The organism is Streptomyces californicus (genome assembly GCF_000717645.1).
GTDB classification, from domain to species: domain Bacteria; phylum Actinomycetota; class Actinomycetes; order Streptomycetales; family Streptomycetaceae; genus Streptomyces; species Streptomyces californicus.
Genome location: NZ_JNZZ01000011.1, coordinates 70,324 through 94,083, shown reverse-complemented (window position 1 = coordinate 94,083; position 23,760 = coordinate 70,324). Strand labels below are relative to the sequence as shown.

Annotated in this window: 20 protein-coding genes; 10 read left to right on the top strand and 10 right to left on the bottom strand. The window is 73.7% G+C overall.

Features of this window, described 5'->3' with window-relative positions; genetic code table 11:
- Window positions 1–20 precede the first annotated feature (20 nt).
- Window positions 21–1,628 carry a M4 family metallopeptidase gene (locus tag IF19_RS0116175; RefSeq protein ID WP_030114611.1) on the bottom strand — a complete coding sequence of 536 codons (1,608 nt, stop codon included), beginning with the start codon at window positions 1,626–1,628 and terminating at the stop codon, window positions 21–23.
- A gap of 390 nt (window positions 1,629–2,018) precedes the next feature.
- Window positions 2,019–2,594, bottom strand: coding sequence for a TerD family protein (locus IF19_RS0116170; RefSeq protein WP_030114610.1), 576 nt, complete (start codon window positions 2,592–2,594; stop codon window positions 2,019–2,021).
- A gap of 267 nt (window positions 2,595–2,861) precedes the next feature.
- Here IF19_RS0116170 and arfB point away from each other — a divergent pair, with 267 nt between their 5' ends.
- Window positions 2,862–3,296 (top strand): alternative ribosome rescue aminoacyl-tRNA hydrolase ArfB, encoded by a 435-nt coding sequence (gene arfB / locus IF19_RS0116165; protein ID WP_030120661.1) that lies wholly within the window; start codon window positions 2,862–2,864, stop codon window positions 3,294–3,296.
- Between the two features lie 105 nt (window positions 3,297–3,401).
- On the opposite strand, the gene IF19_RS0116160 is transcribed toward arfB, so the two are convergent.
- Window positions 3,402–3,908 (bottom strand): flavin reductase family protein, encoded by a 507-nt coding sequence (locus tag IF19_RS0116160; protein WP_030277131.1) that lies wholly within the window; start codon window positions 3,906–3,908, stop codon window positions 3,402–3,404.
- Window positions 3,909–4,449: 541 nt separating this feature from the next.
- Here IF19_RS0116160 and cdgB point away from each other — a divergent pair.
- Window positions 4,450–6,105 carry a diguanylate cyclase CdgB gene (gene cdgB / locus IF19_RS0116155; RefSeq protein ID WP_030114607.1) on the top strand — a complete coding sequence of 552 codons (1,656 nt, stop codon included), beginning with the start codon at window positions 4,450–4,452 and terminating at the stop codon, window positions 6,103–6,105.
- A 143-nt stretch (window positions 6,106–6,248) separates the two neighbouring features.
- Window positions 6,249–7,250 carry a carbohydrate-binding protein gene (locus IF19_RS0116150; RefSeq protein WP_030114606.1) on the top strand — a complete coding sequence of 334 codons (1,002 nt, stop codon included), beginning with the start codon at window positions 6,249–6,251 and terminating at the stop codon, window positions 7,248–7,250.
- Window positions 7,251–7,324: 74 nt separating this feature from the next.
- Here IF19_RS0116150 and IF19_RS0116145 read toward each other — a convergent pair whose 3' ends face one another.
- The 3 genes from IF19_RS0116145 to IF19_RS0116135 all read right to left on the bottom strand — a co-directional run bounded on the left by IF19_RS0116145 (window position 7,325) and on the right by IF19_RS0116135 (window position 10,470).
- Window positions 7,325–8,251 (bottom strand): 1-phosphofructokinase family hexose kinase, encoded by a 927-nt coding sequence (locus tag IF19_RS0116145; RefSeq protein WP_030114605.1) that lies wholly within the window; start codon window positions 8,249–8,251, stop codon window positions 7,325–7,327.
- Between the two features lie 168 nt (window positions 8,252–8,419).
- Window positions 8,420–9,577 (bottom strand): N-acetylglucosamine-6-phosphate deacetylase, encoded by a 1,158-nt coding sequence (gene nagA, locus IF19_RS0116140; protein WP_030114604.1) that lies wholly within the window; start codon window positions 9,575–9,577, stop codon window positions 8,420–8,422.
- A complete protein-coding gene (locus tag IF19_RS0116135) occupies window positions 9,577–10,470 on the bottom strand; it encodes an ROK family protein (protein WP_229320464.1) in 894 nt (297 codons plus the stop codon). The genes nagA and IF19_RS0116135 overlap by 1 nt, the downstream gene beginning before the upstream one ends.
- Window positions 10,471–10,904: 434 nt before the next feature.
- On the opposite strand from IF19_RS0116135, the gene IF19_RS0116130 reads away from it, so the two are divergent.
- A complete protein-coding gene (locus tag IF19_RS0116130; protein ID WP_030114601.1) occupies window positions 10,905–12,182 on the top strand; it encodes an extracellular solute-binding protein in 1,278 nt (425 codons plus the stop codon).
- Between the two features lie 282 nt (window positions 12,183–12,464).
- Window positions 12,465–12,683, top strand: a complete 219-nt coding sequence (locus IF19_RS0116125; protein ID WP_030114600.1) for a DUF3263 domain-containing protein — start codon at window positions 12,465–12,467, stop codon at window positions 12,681–12,683.
- A 126-nt stretch (window positions 12,684–12,809) separates the two neighbouring features.
- On the opposite strand, the gene IF19_RS0116120 is transcribed toward IF19_RS0116125, so the two are convergent.
- Window positions 12,810–13,490 carry a phosphotransferase gene (locus IF19_RS0116120; RefSeq protein ID WP_030114599.1) on the bottom strand — a complete coding sequence of 227 codons (681 nt, stop codon included), beginning with the start codon at window positions 13,488–13,490 and terminating at the stop codon, window positions 12,810–12,812.
- Window positions 13,491–13,879: 389 nt separating this feature from the next.
- On the opposite strand from IF19_RS0116120, the gene IF19_RS0116115 reads away from it, so the two are divergent.
- Both IF19_RS0116115 and IF19_RS0116110 read left to right on the top strand, forming a co-directional pair.
- Window positions 13,880–15,259, top strand: coding sequence for a carbohydrate-binding protein (locus tag IF19_RS0116115; protein WP_030114598.1), 1,380 nt, complete (start codon window positions 13,880–13,882; stop codon window positions 15,257–15,259).
- Window positions 15,260–15,362: 103 nt separating this feature from the next.
- Complete coding sequence (locus IF19_RS0116110; RefSeq protein WP_032746715.1) at window positions 15,363–16,238, top strand: dioxygenase family protein; 876 nt, start codon at window positions 15,363–15,365, stop codon at window positions 16,236–16,238.
- Window positions 16,239–16,366: 128 nt separating this feature from the next.
- On the opposite strand, the gene IF19_RS0116105 is transcribed toward IF19_RS0116110, so the two are convergent.
- On the bottom strand, window positions 16,367–18,061 hold the full coding sequence (locus IF19_RS0116105; protein ID WP_030277130.1) for a bifunctional 3'-5' exonuclease/DNA polymerase: 1,695 nt from the start codon (window positions 18,059–18,061) through the stop codon (window positions 16,367–16,369).
- Window positions 18,062–18,303: 242 nt separating this feature from the next.
- On the opposite strand from IF19_RS0116105, the gene IF19_RS0116100 reads away from it, so the two are divergent.
- Both IF19_RS0116100 and IF19_RS0116095 read left to right on the top strand, forming a co-directional pair.
- Window positions 18,304–19,479: a DUF2786 domain-containing protein gene (locus tag IF19_RS0116100; RefSeq protein WP_030277129.1), complete on the top strand. Its 1,176-nt coding sequence runs from the start codon at window positions 18,304–18,306 to the stop codon at window positions 19,477–19,479.
- A gap of 36 nt (window positions 19,480–19,515) precedes the next feature.
- On the top strand, window positions 19,516–21,642 hold the full coding sequence (locus tag IF19_RS0116095) for an FUSC family protein (protein WP_030114592.1): 2,127 nt from the start codon (window positions 19,516–19,518) through the stop codon (window positions 21,640–21,642).
- A gap of 208 nt (window positions 21,643–21,850) precedes the next feature.
- On the opposite strand, the gene IF19_RS0116090 is transcribed toward IF19_RS0116095, so the two are convergent.
- Entirely contained in the window at window positions 21,851–22,366 is a 516-nt protein-coding gene (locus IF19_RS0116090) for a hypothetical protein (protein WP_030114591.1), read from the bottom strand.
- Between the two features lie 255 nt (window positions 22,367–22,621).
- On the opposite strand from IF19_RS0116090, the gene IF19_RS0116085 reads away from it, so the two are divergent.
- Window positions 22,622–22,864 (top strand): DUF397 domain-containing protein, encoded by a 243-nt coding sequence (locus tag IF19_RS0116085; RefSeq protein ID WP_030114590.1) that lies wholly within the window; start codon window positions 22,622–22,624, stop codon window positions 22,862–22,864.
- A gap of 37 nt (window positions 22,865–22,901) precedes the next feature.
- Here the strand turns inward: IF19_RS0116085 and IF19_RS0116080 are convergent, their stop codons facing one another.
- Entirely contained in the window at window positions 22,902–23,408 is a 507-nt protein-coding gene (locus IF19_RS0116080; protein WP_030277127.1) for an ATP-binding protein, read from the bottom strand.
- Window positions 23,409–23,760 lie beyond the last annotated feature (352 nt).

Sequence of the window (23,760 nt, the reverse complement as noted above, 5' to 3'; positions counted from 1 at the left end):
CGTGCTCCGTACGGCTGGGGCTACTTGACGTTGACCCCGGTCCAGGTGGCCGAGACCGCCTTCAGCTCCTCGCTGTCCGCGCCGAACAGGTCGGTCGCCGCCTTCTCGGTCGCGACGCGCGCGCCCGCGTAGTCGGTGGTGGAGGTCATGTAGACGGAGAGGGCCTTGTACCAGATCTGGTACGCCTTCTCCCGCCCGATGCCCGTCAGCGTCGAGCCGTCGGCGGTCGGGGAGTCGTACTCGACGCCGTTGACCGTCTTCTTCCCGCTGCCCTCGGCGAGCAGGTAGAAGAAGTGGTTGGCGACGCCCGAGGAGTAGTGGACGTCCAGGTCGCCGAGGTTCTCGTCCCAGAAGTCGGCCGAGTTCCCGTCCTTGCTGGGCTTGTCCATGTAGCGCAGCGGGGAGCCGTCGCCGTTGATGTCGATCTTCTCGCCGATGAGGTAGTCGCCGGCGTCCGCCGCGTTGTCGGCGAAGAACTCCACCGAGGCGCCGAGGATGTCGCTGGTCGCCTCGTTGAGGCCGCCGGACTCGCCCGCGTAGTCCAGATTGGCGGTGGCGGAGGTGAGGCCGTGGGTCATCTCGTGGGCCGCGACGTCGATCGCGGTGAGCGCGTTCTTGTTGCCCTCCCCGTCGCCGTACGTCATGCAGAAGCAGCTGTCGTCCCAGAAGGCGTTGACGTAGTTCTCGCCGTAGTGGACCCGGGAGTAGGCGGCCTTGCCGTCGCCCGCGATGCCGTCGCGCCCGAGCGCGGTCTTGTAGAAGTCCCAGGTCTTCGCCGCGCCGTAGTGGGCGTCGACGGCGGCGGTCTGCCGGTCAGCGCCCGTGCCGTCGCCCCAGGTGTCGTCGTCGTCCGTGACGAGTTCGCCGGTGCCGGACGAGCCCTGGTTGAGGTCGTACGTCTTGTGGCCGCCGCGGTCGCCGTCGGTCAGCTCGAAGCCCGAACCGGACTTCGTCGTGGTGATCTCGACCTCGCCGCTGTACTGGCTGTTGCCGGTGCCGGTCTCGACCGCCTCGTAGCTGTGCAGCTTCTTGCCGGTGGCGGCGTCGGTGATGGTGTGGAGGCGGCTGGGCGTGCCGTCCTTCTGGACGCCCTTCTTGACGGTCTCCCAGGCGAGGACCGGGCTGCCGCCGCCCGCGTAGATCACCTTGCGGGCGCTCGCGGCGGCCTTCAGCTTCGGCGTCGTCGACGCCACGGCTATCTTCGCGTCGGTCGCCTTGTCGACGCTCTTGAGTGTGCCGTTCGCGGCGGTGTGGGTGACGAGGTCGCCGCCGAGGACGGGCAGGCCGTCGTAGGTGCGCTCGTAGCGGGTGTGGACGGTGCCCCGGGCGTCGGTGACGACGTCGCGGACGATCAGCTTCTCCCGGCCGCCGAGCTTGAGGGCCTTCGCCGCCGAGGAGGCGTCGGCCTGCGCGGACTTGATGGCGGTGGCGCGCTGCGCCGAGGGGTTCACGCCGAGCGCGGCGGTGGAGGGCTTCGCCGTGGCGGCACGGGCGTCGTCGTCGCCCGGTGAGGCGACGGCCGATCCGGCCTGCACGCCGGCGACGACCATCGCGGCGACCGCCGCGAGAGCCGCGAGGCGCGTGGTGCGTGAGGTGCGCGTGGTGTGGGGGGTGGTGTGGAGGTTCATGTGTGTTCTCCGTCGGTCGTCCTGTGGGGGGACTACGAGCGGAGAGCCTGTCACTTCATGAGCGAAATTGACGGTGTGCCGACAATTGCCTCACAAGTTTTTGACCAGTCCTTGTACGAATGGGGGCCTGGGCTGTCCGGTATTCGGTGAAGTGGCGGGGATGTCACCGGGGTGACGGGGGGGCATGCCCCGGCCGGGACGGGGTTACGTCCAGGCCGGTACGGGGTCGTGTCCGGGCCGTACGTTGCCCACGCGGGAGCCCCCGGCGACACGTGCCCACGCGGGAGCCCCCGGCCGCTGGAGGCGGTCGGGGGCTCCGGTGATGCGGGTGCGACGGGGCGGTGAGGCCCCGTCAGGCGTCGGCGCCGAGCCGGACGCGCGCGCTACGGGTCAGAGGTTGACGCCGAAGTCCTGGGCGATGCCGCGCAGGCCGGAGGCGTAGCCCTGGCCCACCGCGCGGAACTTCCACTCGGCGCCGTTGCGGTACAGCTCGCCGAACACCATGGCGGTCTCGGTGGCGGCGTCCTCGCTCAGGTCGTAGCGGGCGATCTCGGCGCCGCCGGCCTGGTTGAGGATGCGGATGAACGCGTTGCGGACCTGGCCGAAGTTCTGGCTGCGGGTCTCGGCGTCGTAGATGGAGACCGGGAAGACGATCTTGTCCACGTCGGCGGGGAGGCCCGCCAGGTTGACGTTGATCTGCTCGTCGTCGCCCTCGCCCTCACCCGTGACGTTGTCACCGGTGTGCACGATGGTCTGGTCCGGCGTCGACTTGTTGTTGAAGAAGACGAAGTGGCCGTCCGAGACGACCTTGCCCGTCGCGTTGACCGCGATGGCCGAGGCGTCGAGGTCGAAGTCGGTGCCGGTGGTGGTGCGGACGTCCCAGCCGAGGCCGACCGTGACGGCGGTCAGGCCCGGTGCCTCCTTGGTGAGCGAGACGTTGCCGCCCTTGGACAGGCTTACTGCCATGGGAAGTCCCTTTCCTCGTCGTGTACGGGCTTCGTGCCATCACGAAAGCTACCGTCACCCTTCATAACGCGGGCAGCCGACCGCGAGGTTCCTGGTCGCTTTACTTTCTTTGCCGAAATGACCCCGTCGGGTGGTGCGGGGCCCTCGCCCGCGCGGCTCCGGGGCGCTCCCGCGCGGCTCCCCGGATGCCCCCATGCGGCTCCTCGGGTCCTCCCGCGCGGCCCGGGGCCCTAAAGAAGGTGACGAGCGGGGGTGCGGGCGGCGACCATGGGTGTCATGTCCGGGCCCTATGTCATCCGCGGTTCGGTCTCCCTGCCGGAGGCCGAGCTCATGTGGCGTTTCTCGCGGTCCTCGGGGCCCGGCGGCCAGCACGTCAACACCAGCGACTCCCAGGTGGAGCTGCGCTTCGACCTGGCGGCGACCGACGCGCTGCCCGAGGTGTGGAAGGCGCGGGCGCTGGAGCGGCTCGCGGGCCGGCTGGTCGGCGGGGTGGTCTCCGTACGGGCCTCCGAACACCGCTCGCAGTGGCGCAACCGCGAGACCGCCGCCGTGCGGCTCGCCGCTCTCCTGGCCGAGGCCACGGCGCCGCCGCCCAAGCCCCGGATCAAGCGGAAGATCCCGCGCGGGATCAACGAGCGCCGGCTGCGCGAGAAGAAGGCGCGCGGCGAGACCAAGCGCGGCCGCTCGGGCCGCGACTGGTAGACGGCCGCGCCCGCGCCGGCTGCGACGGGTGGGCCGTTCGCGTCGCGAGCCGTGGGCCGTCCGCGTCGCCGACCGTCGGGCCGGCTGCTCCCGCGCGCGGCCCCGTCACCCCAGGTGACGGTAGCGGCCCTTGAAGTACGTCAGCGGGTCGCCCTCCGGGCTCGGCAGCTCCGCCGTGAGCACCCGGCCGATCACCAGGGTGTGGTCCCCGGCCACCACCCGCTGCTCGGTGCGGCACTCCAGCGTCGCCAGCGCCCCGCCGATCAGCGGCGCGTGCGCCACCTCGCCCCGTGCGTACGGGATGTCCTCGAACAGCAGCCGGTCGCTGATCCGGCCCTTCATCGCGAACCGGCCCGCGATGTGCCGCTGGCTCGCGGCCAGGACGGAGACCGCCCACAGCGGCTGCTCCTCCAGCAGGTCGTCCATCCGCGAGCCGTTGCGCAGGCTCACCATCACCAGGGGAGGCTCCAGGGAGACGGACATGAAGGCGGTCGCCGTCATGCCCACGTCCTCGCCCCGGCCGTCATCGTCGAGGGGCGGCTCCTGTGCGGTGACCAGCACCACACCGGCGGCCAGCCGCGCGAGTGCGGCGCGGAACTCGTCGTTGCTCACTCCCTCAGCATGGGGGACGGTCTCGGGGCGCGGGGTGGAGGGTTTCGTCTGGAGCACAGGAAGACGCTAACCGCGGAGTCCGGCCGCCCGCATCGGACCGAAGAACCAGGCCGGTCCTAGGACCCGCGTACGACCCCGAAACGCCCGTGCCCGCGTACGCCCCGCACAGCCCGCGCCCGCACGCCCCGCACAGCCCGTGCCCGCCCGCTCCGGACCGCCGTGCCCCGCACCGACCGCACCCGCATACGTCCTGCCCGCCCGCCCCCGCGTACGCCCCGTCCCGCCGGGTCCGTACGGCCGCCTCTCCGGGCCGGGGGCGTACGCGGGCGCACGCCGTCCGCCCGGCTCGGCCGAACGAGCGTCGTCGCGGTGCGTCACTGCCACCCCGCGACCATCTGTTGTGACTTGAGTCACAGAGTCCATTTTCTGCTGACCCTGTGTACCGGGTGCACAGCTCACTGTGATTCAGTGGCCGTGACACTACGACAAGTACGTCGATATGAAACCTGGAGTTGCTGTCGAGGTCCCGGGGGTGCGAGCGATGGAGGCCGAGTCGGAGCCGTACGTCCGCCTCGCGACGATGCGGCAGCTGCATCAGGCCGTCGCCGACCTGAACACGGCCCGGAGCCTGGCGGACACCCTCCAGAGCGTGGCCGACGGCGTCGTCGCCGGTCTCGGCTACGAGCTGGGCTGCGTCAACCTGGTCCGGCCCGACGGCGACCTCGTCATCGCCGCCTTCGCGGGCAACGCCGCCGCCGAGGCCCTGATCACCGGCCGCGTCGGCTCCCGCGCCTCCTGGGAGCGCCGGCTCTCGATGGGCGAGGCGTGGGACGACCTCCGGTTCATCCCGCACACCGAGGGCTGGGTCCTCCTCGACGACGACGTGCCCCAGTGGCACACCGAGGGGCCCGAACCCCGGTTCGAGGACGAGTGGCACCCGCTGGACCGGCTCTACGCCCCGATGTACGCCTCCGGGAGCGGCCGGGACCTCCTCGGGGTCATATCCGTCGACCGGCCGCGCAACGGACGCCGACCCGGCGCATGGGGGCGCGAAGCGCTCCAGATGTACGCCTCCCAGGCCGCCATCGCCATCAGCAACGCCCGCCTGCGCGCCAACATGCAGCGCGCGCTGGTCCGGCTGGAGCGGGAGCAGCAGGCGCTGCGGGCCAGCGAGGAGTCCTTCCGGCAGGCGTTCGAGTACGCGCCCAGCGGCATGGCCATCGCGGAGATGGGCGGCGACCAGCACGGGCGGCTGCTGCGCACCAACGACGCCCTGTGCCGGCTCCTGGGCCGCCCCGCCTCCGTGCTCCGCCGCTACTCCTTCGCCGACCTCGTCCACCCCGAGGACATCGGCACCCTGCTGCGCACCTCCGCCGAGGGCGGCCGGGCCGAGCTGCGGCTGGGCCGGCGCGACGGCACGTACCTCTGGGTCTCGCTCCGCAACTCGGTGGTCGCGGACGCCACCGACGGGCCGCGCTTCCTGCTCACCCACGTCGAGGACATCGAGGAGCGCAAGCGCCACGAGCTGAACCTCGCCCACCGCGCCTCGCACGACGCGTTGACCGGGCTGCCCAACAGCGCCGAGCTCAAGGCGCGGCTCAGCGCCCGGATCTGCGAGCGCCCGCACGCCCCGGCCGCCACCGCGATCGAGGCGCTGGACGCCGCGTACGGGGACGTCGAGTCGTCCCTGGCCCACGGCTACCAGGCCGACGGCTACGAGGGAGAGGCGGTGCCCGGCGGCGGTCCCTTCGACCACCACGTGCACACGGAGGCCCCCGATCCGGAGCACGACGACGGGACGAAGGGGCTCGCGGTCCTCTTCTGCGACCTCGACGGCTTCAAGTCCATCAACGACCGCTTCGGCCACCACACCGGGGACGCCGTCCTCATCGAGGTGGCCCGGCGGCTGAGCACCTGTGTGCGCGACGGCGACACCGTCGCACGGCTCGGGGGTGACGAATTCGTCGTCCTCGCGGACGGCCTCGGGGCGGCGGACGCCGCTGACCTGGCCGTTCGCCTGAGGAACGCCATCATTCCGCCCATAAGGGTCGACGGGCGCGCGGTCCGGGTCGGGGCGAGCTTCGGCATCGGCTGGGCCGAGTGCGGGATGACCGTGGAAGAGGTCCTGCGCTCCGCCGACCAGCGGATGTACGTGGAGAAGCGGTCCCGTTCGAAGGTTCACCGCAGGGCGGGATGACGTTCACGGACCGTTCCTCCCCCTACCCGCGCCCGTTCCCCGGCGGCCGTCCGGGGTGACGAGCGCAATTCGGGGGCTGCTCCGTTCGGGGTAGGCTCGGCCGGTCGGCGACGGCTGGCGACATGGTGAGGAGTGACCCAGGGATGACGGCCGGAAACAACGGCGCGAGCAAGCCCGAGGACGACGATCCGTTCGGCTATCTGTACGCGGACGGACAGGCGGCAGGCGCCCAGGCGCCCGGCCAGGGCGGCTACGGCTACCCGGGGCCGGCCGCGCAGCCCGGTGTGCCCCGGACGTCCTACAACCAGGTGCGCGCCGTCGGCGAGCGCCAGTACGGGCAGCAGCAGGCGCCGCAGCACCAGGGCGGGTACGGCTACCCGCCCCAGCAGGGCTACGGCCAGAGCACGCAGCAGTACAACCGGCCGAACCCGCAGTACGCGGCCCCCGAGACCTACCCCGGCGGCGGCGCCCACGGGCAGCCCCCGGCCCAGGGCGGGCGCGGCGGCGGTCCCGGACGCGGCGGTCCGAACACGAAGGCGCTGCTGATCGGGGCGGTCGCGGTGGTCGCGGTCGTCCTCATCGGCATCGGCGCCGCCCTGCTCACGGGCAACGACGACAAGGGCGACGGGAAGAACGAGGCGACCTCCTCGCAGGAGCCCGCCGGCGAGGTCGAGGAGTCGAAGAAGCCGGAGTCGAAGAAGCCGGAGGAGACCCCGAAGCCGGTCGAGCTGCCGAAGCAGGACGCGGCGACGCTGTCGCTGGGCGGCACGGCCTCCCTCGACTCCTCCGTCAAGGGCGCCAAGGGCGCGAACGGCAACTACATCAACCTGAACGAGGTCGGCCGGTCGGCCACCTGGTCGGTGGAGGTGCCCGAGGCCGGCGCGTACACCCTGTACGTGACCTACGGCGTGCCCGGCAAGGACGCGAAGACGACGCTGACGGTCAACGACCAGGACCCGCGTTCGATCAACATGAAGAACTTCGCGCAGGCCCCCGAGGGCGACCTGGAGAAGGGCTGGACCAACACGTTCGCGTACGTCCAGCTGGACAAGGGCGCCAACACCCTCAAGCTGTCCTGCGAGACGGGCGACCAGTGCGACGCCAACCTCGACCAGCTGGAGCTGAAGGCCGGTCACATCAAGTAGAGCGGCCGGCCGACGAGGCCCGTCCCGTCCCGGCCGCCGCGTTCCGTCCCTACGCCCTGATCACCGCCCGGTGGTCAGGGCGTCGGCGTGTGCGGCTCCACCACGATCCGCGGCAGCAGCTCCGCGTAGGCCGCCGCGTCGAACTCGCCGGCCGTGGGGGCCAGCACCGTCGCCGTGGACAGGGCCACCGCCCGGGCCAGCCGCTCGGGCCAGTCCAGCCCCTCGGCCAGCGCGGAGAGCAGCCCGGCCACCGCGGAGTCGCCCGCGCCGGTCGGGTTGCCGCGCACGGGCGCGGGCGGGGCGGCCCGCCAGACGCCGTCCGGGGTGAGCGCGAGCACCCCGTCCGGCCCGAGCGAGGCGATCACGGTGTGCGCCCCGCGCCTGCGGGCATCGCCGGCCGCGCGCAGGGGGTCGCGGGAGCCGGTCAGCTGGGCCAGCTCCTCCGCGTTCGGCTTGACCAGGTCGGGGCGGGCGGCGATGCCCCGGCGCAGCGGTTCGCCGCTGGTGTCCAGGAGCACGGGGACGGCGGCGGCGCGGGCGATCCGGACCAGCTCCGCGTAGGCGCCGACGTGGATGCCGGGCGGCAGGGAGCCGCAGAGCGCCACCGCGTCGGCGTCCGCCAGGAGCTCTCCGTACGTCCGCAGGAACGCGGCCCACTCGGCGGCGCTCACCTGCGGTCCGGGCTCGTTGAGCTGGGTGGTGTCGCCGGTCGAGCGGTCGGTGACCGCGAGCGTGCGGCGGGTGTTCCCGGCCACCGGCACGAGGGCGTCGCGGGGCGGGAGCGGGGCGAGCAGAGAGCGCAGGACGTCCCCGGTCGGGCCGCCGGCGAACCCGGTGACCACGCTGTCGTGGCCGAGCGCGCCGAGCACCCGGGCGACGTTGAGCCCCTTGCCGCCGGGTCGCTCGGTGACCTCGCCGACCCGGTGGCTGGTGTGCGGGACGAGCGCGTCGACGGTGTACGTCACGTCGAGTGCGGTGTTCAGGGTGACGGTCAGGATCACCTGCCGGTGCCTCCCTCGGTGCGTGGCCCCGGCGGCCCCTCGGTACGAAGCCCCGGCGGCGGGCGGACCGCCCGCGGCCCGGATGTCCGATGATCATGTCAAAGCGATGGCGGTCGGCCCAAGTGCCGGGGGCCGACCGCCATCGCTTCGTTACGTGCTCGCCATGCCTCAGGCGGTCTTCGGCTCCACGATCCACTCGCCCCGCCGCATGACGCCCTTGAGGACGAAGTCCTCGTCGAGGACGACCAGGTCGGCGTCCTTGCCCGGTTCGAGCGAGCCGACGCGGTCGTCCACGCCGAGCAGCCGGGCCGGGTTGGCGGAGATGGACCGGACGACGTCCTCGACGGGGATCCGGTCGAGCGTGACCGCCCGGCGGAACGCGGTGTCCAGGGTGAGGGTGGAGCCGGCGATCGAACCGCCCTCCACCAGCCGGGCGACCCCGTCGCGGACCTCGACCGCGAGCGGGCCGAGCTGGTACTCCCCGTCGCCGAAGCCGGCGGCGTCCATCGCGTCGGTGATCAGCGCGACCCGGCCGGCGCCCTTGTGGCGGTAGGCCAGCTCCAGGACGGCCGGGTGCAGATGCGTGCCGTCGTTGATCAGCTCGACGGTGATCCGGTCGTCCTCCAGGAGCGCGGTGATCGGGCCCGGCTCGCGGTGGGCGATCGGCGGCATCGCGTTGAACAGGTGCGTCGCGACGGTGGCGCCCGCGTCGATCGCCTCGACGGTCTGCGCGTAGGTGGCGTCCGTGTGGCCGATCGCTGCGATGACGCCCAATTCGGCGAGGAGCCGTACGGAGTCGAGGCCGCCGGGCAGCTCGGTGGCGAGGGTGACCATCCGGGCGGCCCCGCGCGCCGCGTCCACCAGCTTGCGGACCTCGGCCGGGTCCGGGTAGCGCAGGAGCTGCTCGCTGTGGGCGCCCTTGCGGCACGGCGAGATGAACGGGCCCTCGAAATGGATGCCGGCCAGATCGCCCTGCTCGACCAGCTCGGACAGCTCGCCCGCGCGCCGGGCCAGGAAGTCCATCTCGCCGGTGACGGTGGAGGCGACCATGGTGGTGGTGCCGTGCTCGCGGTGCGTGCGGATGCCGGTCAGGACCTCGTCCGCGGTGCCGGAGGTGAAGGAGGCCCCGCCGCCGCCGTGGTTGTGCATGTCCACGAAGCCGGGGACCACCCAGTGGCCCGTGAGGTCGACGGTCCGGGCGTCCTCGGGTGCGGCGGCCGCGATGCGGGCGCCCTCGACGGCCAGCCGGCCGTCCTCGACGGTGCCGGTGGGGAGCACCACCCGGGCACCGGCGAGAACCGTGCTGTCTGCTGCGCGTGGGGCCATCAGACGGATACCTCCGTGGAGAGTAGATCCCAGGCGAGCAGCCCCGCGCCCAGGCATCCGGCGGTGTCCCCGAGGGCCGCCGGGACGATGTGGGGCAGCTTCTGGAACGTGACGCGTTCCTCGACGGCCGCACGCAGTGGTGTGAACAAGGTTTCCCCGGCTTCCGCGAGCCCGCCACCGATGATGAGCGTCCCGGGGTCGAGCAGGGTGAGCGCGGTGACCAGGCCCGCGGCGAGCGCGTCGATCGCGTCGCGCCAGACGGCGATCGCCGCCGGATCACCCGCCTCGACGGCCTTGGCGCAGTCCGCGGCGTCCGCGTCCGGGTCCCCCGAAGCGGCGGCCCAGGCCCGGGTCACCGCGGCGGCCGAGGCCAGCGTCTCCAGGCAGCCGCGCTGGCCGCAGCTGCAGTCGGGGCCGTCGGGGCGGACCACGATGTGGCCGATCTCGCCGGCGTCGCCGTGGGCGCCCGCCTCGATCGACCCCGCGATGCCGATGGCCCCGGCGATCCCGGTGCCCAGCGGGACGAAGAGGAAGCGGTCCGCGCCGCGCCCGGCCCCGATGCGCCCCTCGGCGAGTCCGCCGGTGCGGACGTCGTGGCCGAGGGCGACCGGGAGGGCGCCCAGCCGCTCGGAGAGCAGGGCGCGCAGCGGTACGTCGCGCCAGCCCAGGTTCGCGGCGTACACCGCGACGCCCTTTTCGGAGTCGACGATGCCGGGCACGGCGACCCCGGCGGCGACGGCGCTCTCGCCGAGGTGCTCCTCGCCGTGGGCCCGCAGCTCCGCGGCGAACGCGAGGATGGTCTCGACGACCGCGTCGGCGCCGCGCTCCCGGTCGGTGGCCCGCCGCGCCTCGTGGAGGAGGGTGCCGTCGGTCCCGACCAGTGCGGCCTTCATTCCGGTGCCGCCCACATCGAGGGCGATGACATGTCTCACGGGAGACAGTTTCGCCCGCCGACCCCCAAAAGGTCTAGTCCACTAGAGCGGTTTGTTACGCATCCATACAAAATGATGGGAGCGCGTGCACGGGGCGTTTCGTCCCGAAAGGTCGCTCGTGGTGGACCTGGATCGGCGAGGGATCGCCTCCTGAAAGGTCTGGACCAAGATACGGGTCGGGGTCTCCGACTTCCAGTGTGCGTAAGCCAGTTGTGGCCTCCATGGCCGGTTTACGTTGCCGAAGCGATATTCCGGTGGTGTAGACCGCCGCGTCGGACATGGGGGAAAATCGCAGTTCATCCGGACGGCCCGCGGCAGGGAGACCCCGCCGCGGCCGGGCAGCGGCCGTCGGCCGACGCGTGCGCCCCGTCCGTGAGCCAAGGTGAACAACGAGGATGGGCGAGGCTGTGCAGCGGCGCTATACGGGTCTGACCGCGGCGGTGGCCGCGCTGGGTATGACAGTGGTCCTGGCGGGCTGCGGCGGTGACAGCGGCTCGGGCGACGTCACGCTCAAGCTGGTCGCCGCCGACTACGGCACCGGTCCGGAGAACAGCTCCGAGAAGTACTGGAGCGGGGTCGCGTCGGGCTTCGAGAAGAAGAACCCCGGCATCAAGGTCGACGTCACCGTCCTGCACTGGAAGGACGTCGACCGCGAGGTCGCCGAGATGGTCAAGGCCGGCAAGGCTCCGGACATCGCCCAGATCGGCGCGTACGCGGACTACGCCAAGGCCGGCAAGCTCTACTCCGCCGACGAGACGCTCGCGATCCGCACCACGGCCAACTTCCTCCCCTCGCTCGCCGAGGCGGGCAAGATCGACGGCACCCAGTACGGCCTGCCGTTCGTCGCCAGCACCCGGCTGCTCTTCTACAACAAGAAGCTCTTCGGCCAGGCAGGCCTGGACGCCCCCCAGACCTGGGACGACATCAGCGCCGACGCCGCCGCGCTCAAGGCGAAGGGCGTCACCTACCCCTTCGCCCTGCCGCTCGGCGAGGAGGAGGCCCAGGCCGAGACCCTGATGTGGCTCCTCAGCGGGGGCGGCGGCTACACCGACGACGTCGGCGCGTACGACATCGACTCGGCCGAGAACGTCGCCACGTTCCGCTGGATGCGGGACAACCTCGTCGGCAAGGGCCTCACCGGGCCGGTCGCGCCGGGCAAGCTGGACCGCGAGCGGGCGTTCAAGGCGTTCACCGCCGGCAAGGTCGGCATGCTCAACGGCCACCCCACCCTGATGGACGAGGCCGAGGCCAAGGGGATCGACGTCGGCATGGTGCCGCTGCCCGGCGCCGACGGCCCGACCGAGGGCTCCATGGGCGTCGCCGACTGGATGATGGGCTTCAAGCAGAACGGCAACCGGCAGGCGATCGGCAAGTTCTTCGACTTCGCCTACTCCGACGAGAACGTGCTGGAGTTCGCCGAGGAGTACGACCTGCTCCCGGTCACCGGCAGCGCCTCGGCTGCGATGGAGGCCGACGCCAAGCACAAGAAGCTGCGGCCCTTCCTGGAGGCCCTGCCCAACTCGACGCTGACCCCGTACGGCAAGACGTCGTGGGCCACGGTCAGCGAGACGATCAAGAAGAAGATCGGCAGCGCGGTGGCGCCCGGCAACAACCCCGAGAGCGTGCTCGGGACGATATCCACCGAGGCGGCCCAGGCGGAGGCCGCCGAGTAGCCCGCCCGGCCCACGGACGCGGAAGAGGTGTCGGGGGCGGGCGTTAAGTTGGTCGATATGACCGCCTCCGACGACTCCGGTGACCCCGGCGCCCCCGACCCGGCAGCCCCCGACGCCGGGCACCCCGGCGACTCCGCGGCCCCCGGCTCCGGACGCCCAGGAGACTCCGCGGCCCCCGGCTCCGGCCTCCCCGGCGGCCCCGCGGCCGCAGGCGGCGCCGACGGCTCCCGCGCCCCCGAGCGGCCCGCGCCCCCGGCCGCCCCGGCGTCCGGCCCCGGTGAACTGTCCGTACGGGACCGGGCCCTGCTGGCCCTGGAGCGGCGGTCCTGGGCGGGGCCCGGCGCCAAGGAGCGGGCGATCCGCGAGGAGCTGGGCATCGCGCCGGTCCGCTACTACCAGTTGCTGAACGCGCTGATCGACGACGAACGGGCGCTGCGGGAGGACCCGGTGACGGTGAACCGGCTGCGGCGCGTGCGCGACGCGCGGCGGGGACGGCGCTGAGCCGGCGGCGGGGTCACACGGTCGAGGGGCGTCGCGGCGTCGGCAGGCGCCGACCCGCCGAGGGTTGCGGGGCCGAGGGGCGCTGGGCCGTCACCGTCCGCCGTGCGGTCGAGGGCCGGGACGCCCTCACGGGGTGCAGCCGTTGACCAGGGCCACCGCCCGGCCCAAAGAGGACCGTTCCTCCTCCGTCAGGTGCGGGTTCGCCTCCTGGCGGGCGCGGGCCAGGGCCAGATCGGCGGGCGTCGCGCCCCCGTCGTCGGCCAGCGCCGCCAGGAGCGCCTTCAGCAACGGGCGTACGTCCGCCCCGGCCGGCGGTCCCGGCGCGAGCGCGGTCCGGGCCAGGGTCAGGGCCGACATCGCCCGGTCGAGTCCGGGCCGGCCCTCCGCCGCCGTGGACCAGTCGACGACCACCGCTCCCGCCTCCGTCAGCACCACGTTCTCCGGGTGCAGGTCCAGGTGGAGCACACAGTCCTCCGGGTCCGCCGAGACCCGGGGCGGTATCGCGTGCAGCTCCCGCAGCAGCCGGGCCAGCAGCGCCGCGCCCTCGGCCGCCCCCAGCCGCCCCGCGAGCAGGGAGTCGGCCAGCGTCGGGCCGGTCAGCCGCTGGAGCACCAGGTCCGTGGGGCGGGCCCCCTCGGCGGGCGGGCCGATGCGCGGTACGGGGAACCCGAAGGCGCCGACGTACGCCATCACGGCCAGCTCCTCCGTGGTGTCGGCGCGGTCCCGGTAGCGGCGGAGGACCCAGGAGCCGTCGAGTGCGTACACGTCGGCGGTGCGTCCCGAGCCCAGAAGTCGGCCTGTGTGCATGAGGGCGAACCTACCCGGGCGTCCCGCCGAAGGGGAGACGGCTGCCCCCTTCCCCCGGCGGGGGCCCGGAAACGGCCGCGCACCCGTCGTCGGGGCGGCCGGGGCCGGGGGAGCGCGGCCCCGCCGGGTGGCCGGAACGTGTCGTGCGCGGCCCTGCCGGGGTGGCCGGAAGCCCGCTTGCACGGCCCTGTCGGGGTGGCCGGAAACAAGCCGTGCGCGACCCCCCTCGCGGTGGCCGGGGCCTGCCGGTGCGCGGCCCCATAACGCCGGGGGAGGGGGGTGAACGGGATCTCCTGCGCCGGGTGTTCGCGCCGCTACGGTTTCGGCAATTCCCTGGTCCGGACCAACCCCCACCGGATCCGGACACCCCCTGAACCAAGGAGAGTCACGTGGAGAGAACCACGCTCCGCAGACGCGCCCTCGTCGCCGGCACCGCCACGGTGGCCGTGGGAGCGCTCGCCGTCGCCGGTCTGACCGGCGTGGCGTCGGCCGGTCCGGCGGGCACCACCGCCCCGCCGGTCTCCGCCGACAGCCTGTCACCCGGGCTGCTGGCCGCCATGGAGCGGGACCTCGGTCTCGACGCGGACGAAGCACGCAGCCGGATAGCCCAGGAGCAGCGGGCCGCGGCCCTCGCCGCCGGGCTGGAGAAGTCCCTCGGCGCCAGCTTCGCCGGAGCCCGGGTCAGCGGTGAGAAGGCGACCCTGACCGTCTCCACCACCGACGCCTCCGAGACCGCCCGCATCACCGGCGCGGGAGCACGCGCCGAGGTCGTTGGCCACAGCCTGGACCGGCTCGAAGGCGTGAAGAAGAGCCTCGACAAGGCCGCGCTGAAGAAGGCGCCCGCCGACGTGCCCGTCTGGTACGTCGACGTCGCGGCCAACCGGGTCGTCGTGAACGCCGCCACCACCGCGGCCGGCACGGCGTTCCTCAAGGCGGCGAAGGCCGACGCCTCCCTCGTCACCGTCGCCCGCTCCGCCGAGCAGCCCCGCACCTTCGCCGACATCCGCGGCGGCGACGCGTACTACATGAACGGCTCGGGCCGCTGTTCCGTCGGCTTCTCGGTGACGCGCGGCGGCACGCAGAACGGCTTCGCCACCGCCGGCCACTGCGGCCGCGTCGGCACCACCACCAACGGCGTCAACCAGCAGGCCCAGGGCACCTTCCAGGGCTCGACGTTCCCGGGCCGGGACATCGCCTGGGTCGCCACCAACGCCAACTGGACCCCGCGTCCGCTGGTGAACGGCTACGGGCGGGGCGACGTCACCGTCGCCGGCTCGACCGCCGCCGTCGTCGGCGCCTCGGTCTGCCGCTCCGGCTCCACCACGGGCTGGCACTGCGGCACCATCCAGCAGCTCAACACCAGCGTCACCTACCCGGAGGGCACCATCTCCGGCGTGACCCGCACCAGCGTCTGCGCCGAACCGGGCGACTCCGGCGGCTCGTACATCTCCGGCAACCAGGCGCAGGGCGTGACCTCCGGCGGCTCGGGCAACTGCTCGTCGGGCGGCACGACGTACTTCCAGCCCATCAACCCGCTGCTCCAGGCGTACGGGCTGACCCTGGTCACCAGCGGCGGCGGCACGCCGACGGACCCGCCCACGACCACCCCGCCCACCACCCCGCCGGGCGGCACCTGGGCCGTGGGCACCGCGTACGCCGCCGGAGCCACGGTGACGTACGGCGGAGCGACCTACCGCTGCCTCCAGGCGCACACGGCGCAGCCCGGCTGGACCCCGGCGGACGTCCCCGCGCTCTGGCAGCGGGTCTGAGACACGTCCGGCGGATCCCGACCGGCCGCACCCGCACCTCCTGAACCTCCCCGCCTCCCGCCTCCCCGCGCGAAGGCCCCCCGAGGACTCCGAGGAAACCGTCATGACCCCACAAATGGACAACAACTCCACCCCCCACGACCCGGCCGCCTCCGACGAGGCGCCGGGGGAGCGGCGGCAGATCAGCCGCAAGGGGCTCCTGAAGGCCGCGCTCGTCGCGAGCGCGGCCCCCCTCCTCGCCGGAGGAGGCGTCGCGCTCGCCCGGGACGCCGCCTCCACCGGGAACGGGCCCCTGGCCCCCACCCCGGAGTGCGACGACGGCGACGACCCGACGCCGCCGCAGATGGAGGGGCCGTACTTCAAGCCCAACTCGCCCCGCCGCACCAGCCTGGTGACCCCGAGCACGCCGGGCGTCCCGCTCACCGTGAGCGGGTACGTCTTCGGCCGCTCCTGCCGCCCCATCTCCGGAGCGCTGCTCGACTTCTGGCAGGCGGACACGAACGGGTCGTACGACATGGCCCAGTTCAACTTCCGGGGCCACCAGTACACGGCGGCCGACGGCTCGTTCAGCCTCACCACGATCGTGCCGGGCCTCTACCCGGGCCGTACGCGCCACATCCACGTGAAGGCGCAGGCGCCCGGCGGACGCATCCTCACCACGCAGCTGTACTTCCCGAACGAGCCGCGCAACAACACCGACGCGCTGTTCGACCCGGAGCTGCTGATGAACGTCCGGAACGTCGGCAACGGTCGGCAGGGCTCCTTCGACTTCGTCCTGGACGTCGCCCAGACGCCCGGGCCGTCCGAACCGCCCACCAAGCCGCCCACCGAGCCGGGGACCAGCTGGGCCTCCGGCACCTCCTACCGCGCGGGCGACCGCGTGACCTACGGCGGGGTCGCCTACCGCTGTCTGCAGGCGCACCAGGCCATCTCCGGCTGGGAGCCGCCCAACGTCCCCGCGTTGTGGGAACGCGGGTAGACGGGAGAGACAGCGAGCGCACCACCGCCCGCGCCCCGTTCACGCCGTCCGGCGCGTGAACGGGGCGCTTCTCCACGCCGCGTGAGCGGGGCGCTTCCGCACGGACAGGGGTATGGCCATGGACACGGTCACTTCGCGTCCGCGTACCGCTCGACCACCGCCACCGTGAAGGGGAACCGCACCGGCGTCTCTCCGAAGGCGGTCCGCCCGGCCAGCTCGCCGGCCGCGCGGATTGCCTCGACGGCGGCGGCGGCCTCCTCGGCCGGGCAGTGCACGATCACCTCGTCGTGCTGGAAGAAGACCAGCCGGGCCCGCAGCCCCTGCTCGTGGAGCGACCGGCGCAGTCCGGCCAGGAGCAGCAGCGCCCAGTCGGCCGCGCTGCCCTGCACCACGAAGTTACGGGTGAAGCGCCCCCGGGCCCGCGCCGTACCGCCGCCGGAGCCGGCCCCCGGACCCCCGGCCTCCGACGCCCCCTCCGGGTCCTCCTGGGGGATGCCCGCCTCCTCGTCCTGGCCCGCCGAGACGACCGGCGGGCTGGTGCGGCCGAGCCACGTCCGTACGACGCGCCCCTCCTCGCCCGCCCGCGCCGCGTCGTCCACGTACGCGACGGCCAGCGGGAAGCGGCGGCGCAGCGCGGCCAGGTTCTTGAGGCCGTCCCCGGAGGTCTGGCCGTAGACCGCCCCGAGCAGCGCCAGCTTGGCGTGCTCCCGGTCGCCGGAGAACGCCCGGTCCGACAGCGCCTTGTAGAGGTCGCCGTCGTGGCCGGCCACCTCCATCAGCCCCCGGTCGCGGGAGATCGCCGCCAGCACCCGGGGCTCCATCTGGTCGGCGTCGGCCACGACGAGCCGCCACCCGTCGTCGGCGACGACGGCCTGCCGGATCACCTTGGGGATCTGGAGGGCCCCGCCGCCGTTGGTCGTCCACCGGCCGCTGACCGTGCCGCCCGGCTGGTACTCCGGGCGGAAGCGGCCCTCGCGCACCCAGTCCTGGAGCCACGACCAGCCGTGCGCGGTCCAGATCCGGTAGAGCTTCTTGTACGCGATCAGCGGTTCGACCGCCGGATGGTCCAGCCCCTCCAGCTCCCACCGCCGGGTCGACTTCACCGGGACGCCCGCCCGCGCGAACGCCTTCACCACGTCGGCGGGCAGATCGGGGCGGACGCGCCGGCCGAACGCCTCCGACACCCGGTCCGCCAGCTCGGCCAGCCGGCGGGGCTCGCCGCCGCCCGCGTACCGCTCGCCCAGCAGCCCGTCCAGCAGCTCCCGGTGGACGTCGGCGCGCCAGGGCAGCCCGTCCCGGTGCATCTCTGCGGCCACCAGCATCCCCGCCGACTCCGACGCGGTCAGCAGCCGCATCCGGTCCGGGTGCTCCGCCGTATCGTGCCGGCGCAGTTGGTCCGCGTAGACGCGCAGGAGACCGTCGAACGGCACTCCGGGGCCGGACGACGGCTCGAAGAGGGAGGACTGCGCGCCCGGTGCGGCGGACCGGGCGGGCGGGTCGGGCGGCACCGGCGCGCGGTCCAGCCGGGCCAGCGCGGCGGCGGCCGACCGGGGCTCGCCGAGCCGCCCGGCGTGGCCGAGCAGCAGCAGCTCGGCGCACTCGATGTCGTAGCACCGCTCGACGCGGACGCCGGCGGCCAGCAGCCGGGGGTAGATCTCGGCGGTCGAGCGCCACACCCAGCGCACCACGTCCGGACGGGAGCGCACCGCCTCGGCCAGATCGGGCTCGGCGACGACCGGGCCGGCGGGCGTGCCGTCCCGTGCCAGCGGGGCGAGCAGCGCCCCGCCCCCGTCCACGGCCGCCACCGCCCACCGTTCGGTCATGGGTGCGAGTCTGGCACCCGCCACTGACACCGCCCCGCGACCCGCCGCCGCAGCGACCGGGCCGGCGACCGCCGCTCCGCGCCCCGCCGCCGAGGCCGGGTCGGCGCCCACCGCCCCGCGACCCGCCGCTGCGGCAACCGGGGCGGCGCCCACCGCCCCGCGACCCGCCGCCGGAGCCGGGTCGGCGAGCGTCCGGCAGCGGGCCCCGCGCCGGCCCCGGTCGCCCGCCTACCCTTGGCCGGATGGAATCCGTGATCGACCGGGCCTGCGCGGCGGCCCTCTACGCGGAGGGCGACGCCGCCCTCGACACCGGCGCGTCCCTCCTCGCCGCCTCACCCGACGCCGACGCGGAGGCGCACCGGCGCGGCGAGGAGTTCGTCCGCCGGGCGTGGGAGCGGGGCTGGCACCCCGCCGACCTGGTCCGGTACGTCCGCCGGGAGCTGGACGAGCGGCGCGCCGCGCTGGCCGCCACCCTGATCGCCGCCGAGACCGCCCGGTACGCCGAGCTGCCGCCCCGCTGGCGCCGCCAGCTCGCCGAGCTGCCGCCGCCGGTGGAGCGGAACCGGCCCGACCGGTTCGGGTACGCGGGCGACCTGCTGGAGCTGTACCGGGTGCTGCTGCGGCTGCCCGCGATCGAACCCGCGGGGCCGCCGCCCGGGGCCGCCGCCGACCCGCACCGCCCGCCCGCCGCCGACGAGCCCCGCATGCTCACCCGGATCCGGGCGCTGCTGGCGAAGGCGGAGGCGACCGGCTTCCCGGAGGAGGCCGAGGCGCTGACCACCAAGGCGCAGGAGCTGATGGCCCGGCACACCATCGACGAGGCCCTGCTCGCCGCCCGTACGCACAGTCGCGAGACGCCGGGCGCCTGCCGGATCGGGGTGGAGCCCCCGTACGAGGGCGCCAAGGCGGTCCTGCTCGACGCCGTCGCCTCCGCCAACCGCTGCCGGGCCGTGTGGAACGAGGACCTCGGCTTCTCCACGGTCGTCGGCTTCGAGCCGGACCTGGACGCCGTCGAGCTGCTCTTCACCTCGCTCCTGGTCCAGGGCACGACCGCGATGACCCGGTCGGAGGCCGGCCAGCGCGCCGGAGGCCGTAAGCGGACCAAGACCTTCCGGCAGGCGTTCTGGATGGGGTACGCGCAACGGCTCGGCGGCCGGCTCGCCGCCGACGCGCACCGGATCACGGCGGAGGCGGACACCAGCGCGGACGGGGGCGGCGGGCTGCTTCCCGTGCTCGCCGCCCGGGACGTCGCGGTCGCCGACACCGCCGAGCGGATGTTCCCGAGGACCACGACCACCCGGCTGCGCGGGGTCTGTGACCTGGACGGCTGGAACCACGGCACCGAGGCCGCCGACCGGGCCCGCGTGCGCGGCCCCGGCGGCGCACGGCGGGGACCCGACGGCGAAATCATGGCGTAGGTCGGGCTTGTCGCACTTTGCGGATAGGGTCGGCGCATGAGCTGGGTCCGGGCGCTGAAAGACACCGCCCGCTCGGGGCTGGAGATCGAGCGGCAGAGGCTGGAACCCCTCATCGCGTTCCGCGGTGCGGCCGGTCTGGCCCTCGTCATCGGCACCAGCCTCGTGCTGTTCGGTCCGGAGATCGCGGCGAGCTCCGCGTTCGGCGCGTTCCAGGCGGCCATCGCCACCTTCCAGCGCAGTTGGCGCCCGCGCCCCGTCCTCGCCCTGGTCTCCGGCGTGAGCCTCGCCGTCTCCACGTTCGTCGGCTACGTCAGCGGCGCGCACGTCGTGCTCTTCCTCTGCCTGCTCGGCGTCTGGACCTTCCTCGCCGGCCTCGCCTGGGCGGCGGGGCCCACGGGCGGCATCATCGCCGCGTCCAACGTGGCCATCATGCTCGTGACGATCACCCTGCCCACCTCGGTGGCGGACGCCGCCGCGCACGCCGGGATGATCGCCATCGGCGGGGTGGTGCAGGCGGCGCTCATCGTCCTCTTCCCGGTCCGCCGCTGGGGCGCGCAACGGGACGCGCTCGCCGACGCCCTGGCCGCCGAGGCCGACTACGCCCGCCGGCTGCGCCACGACCCGGTCGCCCCCTTCGACCCGCTGCCCCTGATGACCGCCCGCAGCGCCGCCGCCGTCACCCCGCGCCAGGCCCGCCGCCGCCCCGCCGAACTGCACGGGGCCCGGGGCGTGGCCGAGCGGCTGCGCCCGGTGCTGGCCTCGCTCGCGGACCCGGCGATGGGGGTGCCGGGCGACGGGCTGGAGCGGCTGTGGGTGAACGAGCTGCTGGGCGCGGCCGGGTCGGTGCTGGACGCCGCCGCGCGCGCGGTGCGGACCGGCGAGCCCGTCCATCTCTCCGCCACCGACCTGGGGGTGCTGAAGACCCCCGACAACGACGTGATCCTCGTCGGCCCCGCCCGCCGCGCCGCCGACCGGCTGGCCGCCCTGCTCGACGACGTCCTGGAGATCGCGGAGGGCACCGGCACCGACAGCGGCATCCCCACCGACCTCGCCCCGGACACCCGCCAGCGGCCCACGCTGCTGAAGCTGGTCCCGGTGGTGCTGGCCTCCATGCGGCGCGAGCTGCACCACGGCTCGCCGGTCCTGCGGCATGCGATCCGGGTCGCGGTGGTCGCCGTCTCCGGCTACTTCGTGGGCGAGGCCGTCCCCCTCGGCCACGGCTACTGGGCCCCGATGACCGCCGTGATGGTGATGCGGCCGGAGTTCTCGCAGACGTACTCCCGGGCGGCCGGGCGGTTCGGCGGCACCCTGATCGGCGTCGGGCTGGCCACCGCGATCGTGCAGACCGCCCATCCCGGGGCCCGGCTCTCCGCGCTGCTCGCGGTCGTCTGCGCCGGGCTGATGTACCTGCTGATGCGCACCGGTTACGCGGTCGGCCAGGTCTGCGTCTCCGCCTACGTCGTCTTCCTGCTCGGCATGGCCGGCGACGACTGGTCCCAGACCGTCACCGAACGCATCGTGCTGACGCTGGCCGGCGGGCTCCTCGCGATGGTCTCGTACGCCGTCTACCCGGCGTGGGAGACGCCCCGGCTGCGCAACCGGCTGGCGGAGTGGCTGGTGGCGGACGGGCGGTACGCGGCGGCGGTCGTCGACCGGTACGCGGACCCCGCGGCCCGGGACGCGGTGGACGTCCGGGACGCGCTGATCGCCACCCGGGAGGCCCGGGTGGCGTGGCAGGAGGCGTTGGCGACCGCCCAGCACGAACCGGTGCGCCACCGGGGCATCTCGCGGGCCGCCGCCACCGACGCCCAGCACGCGCTGGCCCAGCTCGGCCGGTCCGCGATGGTCCTGGAGGCCCATCTGCCGGCCAGGTCGGCCGATCCGGTGCCGGGCGCGGCCCGGTTGGCCGAGGCGCTGCGCGACTCGACGGAGAAGGCCGCCAGGGCGGTACGGGAGCGGCGGCTGCCCGACTGGCAGCCGGTGGTGGACGCGGTGGCCCACTGGGATGTGCCGACGCCGACGGAGGACGGCACGAGCCCGGTGGGCGACCCGGTGGTGCGCCGGGGCGCGGCGTTGCTGCTGGAGGCGCTGGAGGAGTTCACCCGCGCCCTGGACGAGCGCGGCGGCTCCACCCGCGTCAGCAGCACCCTCGCCGAGAGCTGACCGCGCGCGGCGGGGGCGCGGCCGGTACGGAGGCGCGGCGCGCCCCGCTCCGTAGCGGCTTCCGCTCCGGCTTCCGTGCGGCGAGGGGCGCGTACCCCTGCGGCGATGGACGCGGCCGGGTCACGGCGAGGGCTGCCGCCGGGCTACGGCGGCGCGCGGCAGGGCTACAGCGGCGCGCGCCCGCGCCACGGCGGTGCGCGCGGCCGGGCTACGGCGCCGGGACCTCCGGCAGGCCGGACACGTCGGGGAGCGAGGGCATCCCGCTCGGCAGCTTGCCCGCCTCGGCCCTGACGAGGCTGTCCTTCGGGCCGCCGTCCCACGAGACGACCAGCTTCTTCGCGTCGACCGACTCGATCGCGCCCATCGTGCGGTCGGACCCGCCCTTGCACGACAGCGCGAACATCGGCTCGCCGCCCATGTCCTTCACGTCGCCGTGGCACACGGACCGGTCGGCGACGACGACGGCCTTGCCGGAGGTGACGGAGAGGGTGACGTTCTTGCCGTCCGTCAGTCCGGTCCAGGTGCCCTCCAGCGCCGCGGTGTCCGTCGCGCCGCCCCCGGCGGGCTGTCCGGAGCCGTCGGCGGAGGGGGTGGCGCTCGCCGAGGCGTCCGTGCCGGACCCCTTCGCCGTGTCGCCGCCGTCGTCGCCACCGCACGCGGCCAGCGCGAACGAGGCGGTCAGCGCGGCGATCGTGAGGGCGCCGCTGCGTAGAGACCTGGTCACGTGGAGTTCCCCCTTGCTGATTCCCGGACGAAAGACCGCGCCACGTTACCAAGGCCCGTACGGTTCAACTCCGGTAAGCGGGAGCGAATTCGGCGTGCCGTTCGTCTCTCTTCCGGGAGGGCGCGGCCGGTGACGGAAAGTATGTAATCGAAGCAACACCCGCCGTGCACGTGCATCTGCTCATGCATAGGCATATGAACAGAGCTATGATCCGAGCTAGTTGACACCTGCACCTTGAATCTCGGGGAGCGTCCTGTGCACGACGTGTACAACGGCATGGCGGCCACAGAGCTTCGCGGAGTCGTATGGCAGAAGAGCAGGCACAGCAACTCCCAGGGATCGTGCGTGGAGTTCGCGCGGCTGCCCGGAGGGGATGTGGCGATGCGGAACTCCCGCCATCCCGACGGGCCCGCCCTCGTCTATACGCCCGCGGAGATCGAGGCGCTGCTGCTGGGCGTCAAGGACGGTGAGTTCGACCACCTCGCCGCCGGCGCCTGATCACCGCTCCGGCCCGCGAGGGACCGGAGCGGTGATCTCACAGGTCCGCTTCCGCCTTTTCCGGCAGCCGGAAAAGTGCCCAGACCACTTTGCCGAACAGCGGTCCCTGCGGCAGTTCTCCGAGCGGCAGGGGGGACGGGTGCCAGCCCCAGCTGTCGCTGACGCATTCCACCAGGAACAGCCCGCGGCCCGATTCGGCCGAATCCTCCGCCTCGCCCGCCACCGGACTCTCCGGACTGGGATCGCGCACCGCGCACACCAGCCGCGAGGCCCACCGCATCAGATGCAGGCGCACGGGCGGATCGGGGAAGTCCTGGCAGCCGTCGCCGGGCAGGGCGTGGCGCAGCGCGTTGGTGACGAGTTCGGAGACCACCAGCGCGACATCGTCGAAACGGTCGCCCAGCTCCCACCGCTCCAGGGTCGACCGGGTGAACTTCCGTGCTCCGCCGACCGCTTCGTAACGTGCGGGCAGGGCGCAGGAGGCCGATCCGGCAACCCCTGAGGGGTCGGTGGGGGGAAGCCCCTGCCGTAACGGCTCGAGCATCGTCGATCCATTCGTCCCCATACGAGGCACTCCCGGGATTCGCGGCTGTAGCGGCACTGCCTGTAGCGGTACTGCGGGGGGTACAGCGGCACAACACGAGCACGCAGGTGCGCGATGGCCATCGTTCCGAATGCGCACGGCAGATGCAAGGGCAGATGCACGTGCACGCGCCGGACCTGCCCGATACCGTGGTGGTTGCGGGGCATTTCTTCCCGAGGTCAGTTTCGGAGCTTTCCGGACGTCTTCTCATTTCCGTAATCGAATGAGTACGGGGTGAAGCGTTTTGGTGGCAGAATCCGGCAGTCGGGGTTCCGGGGGGCTCCGCGTGCCAGGACAGCGTCGATGGGGAGGG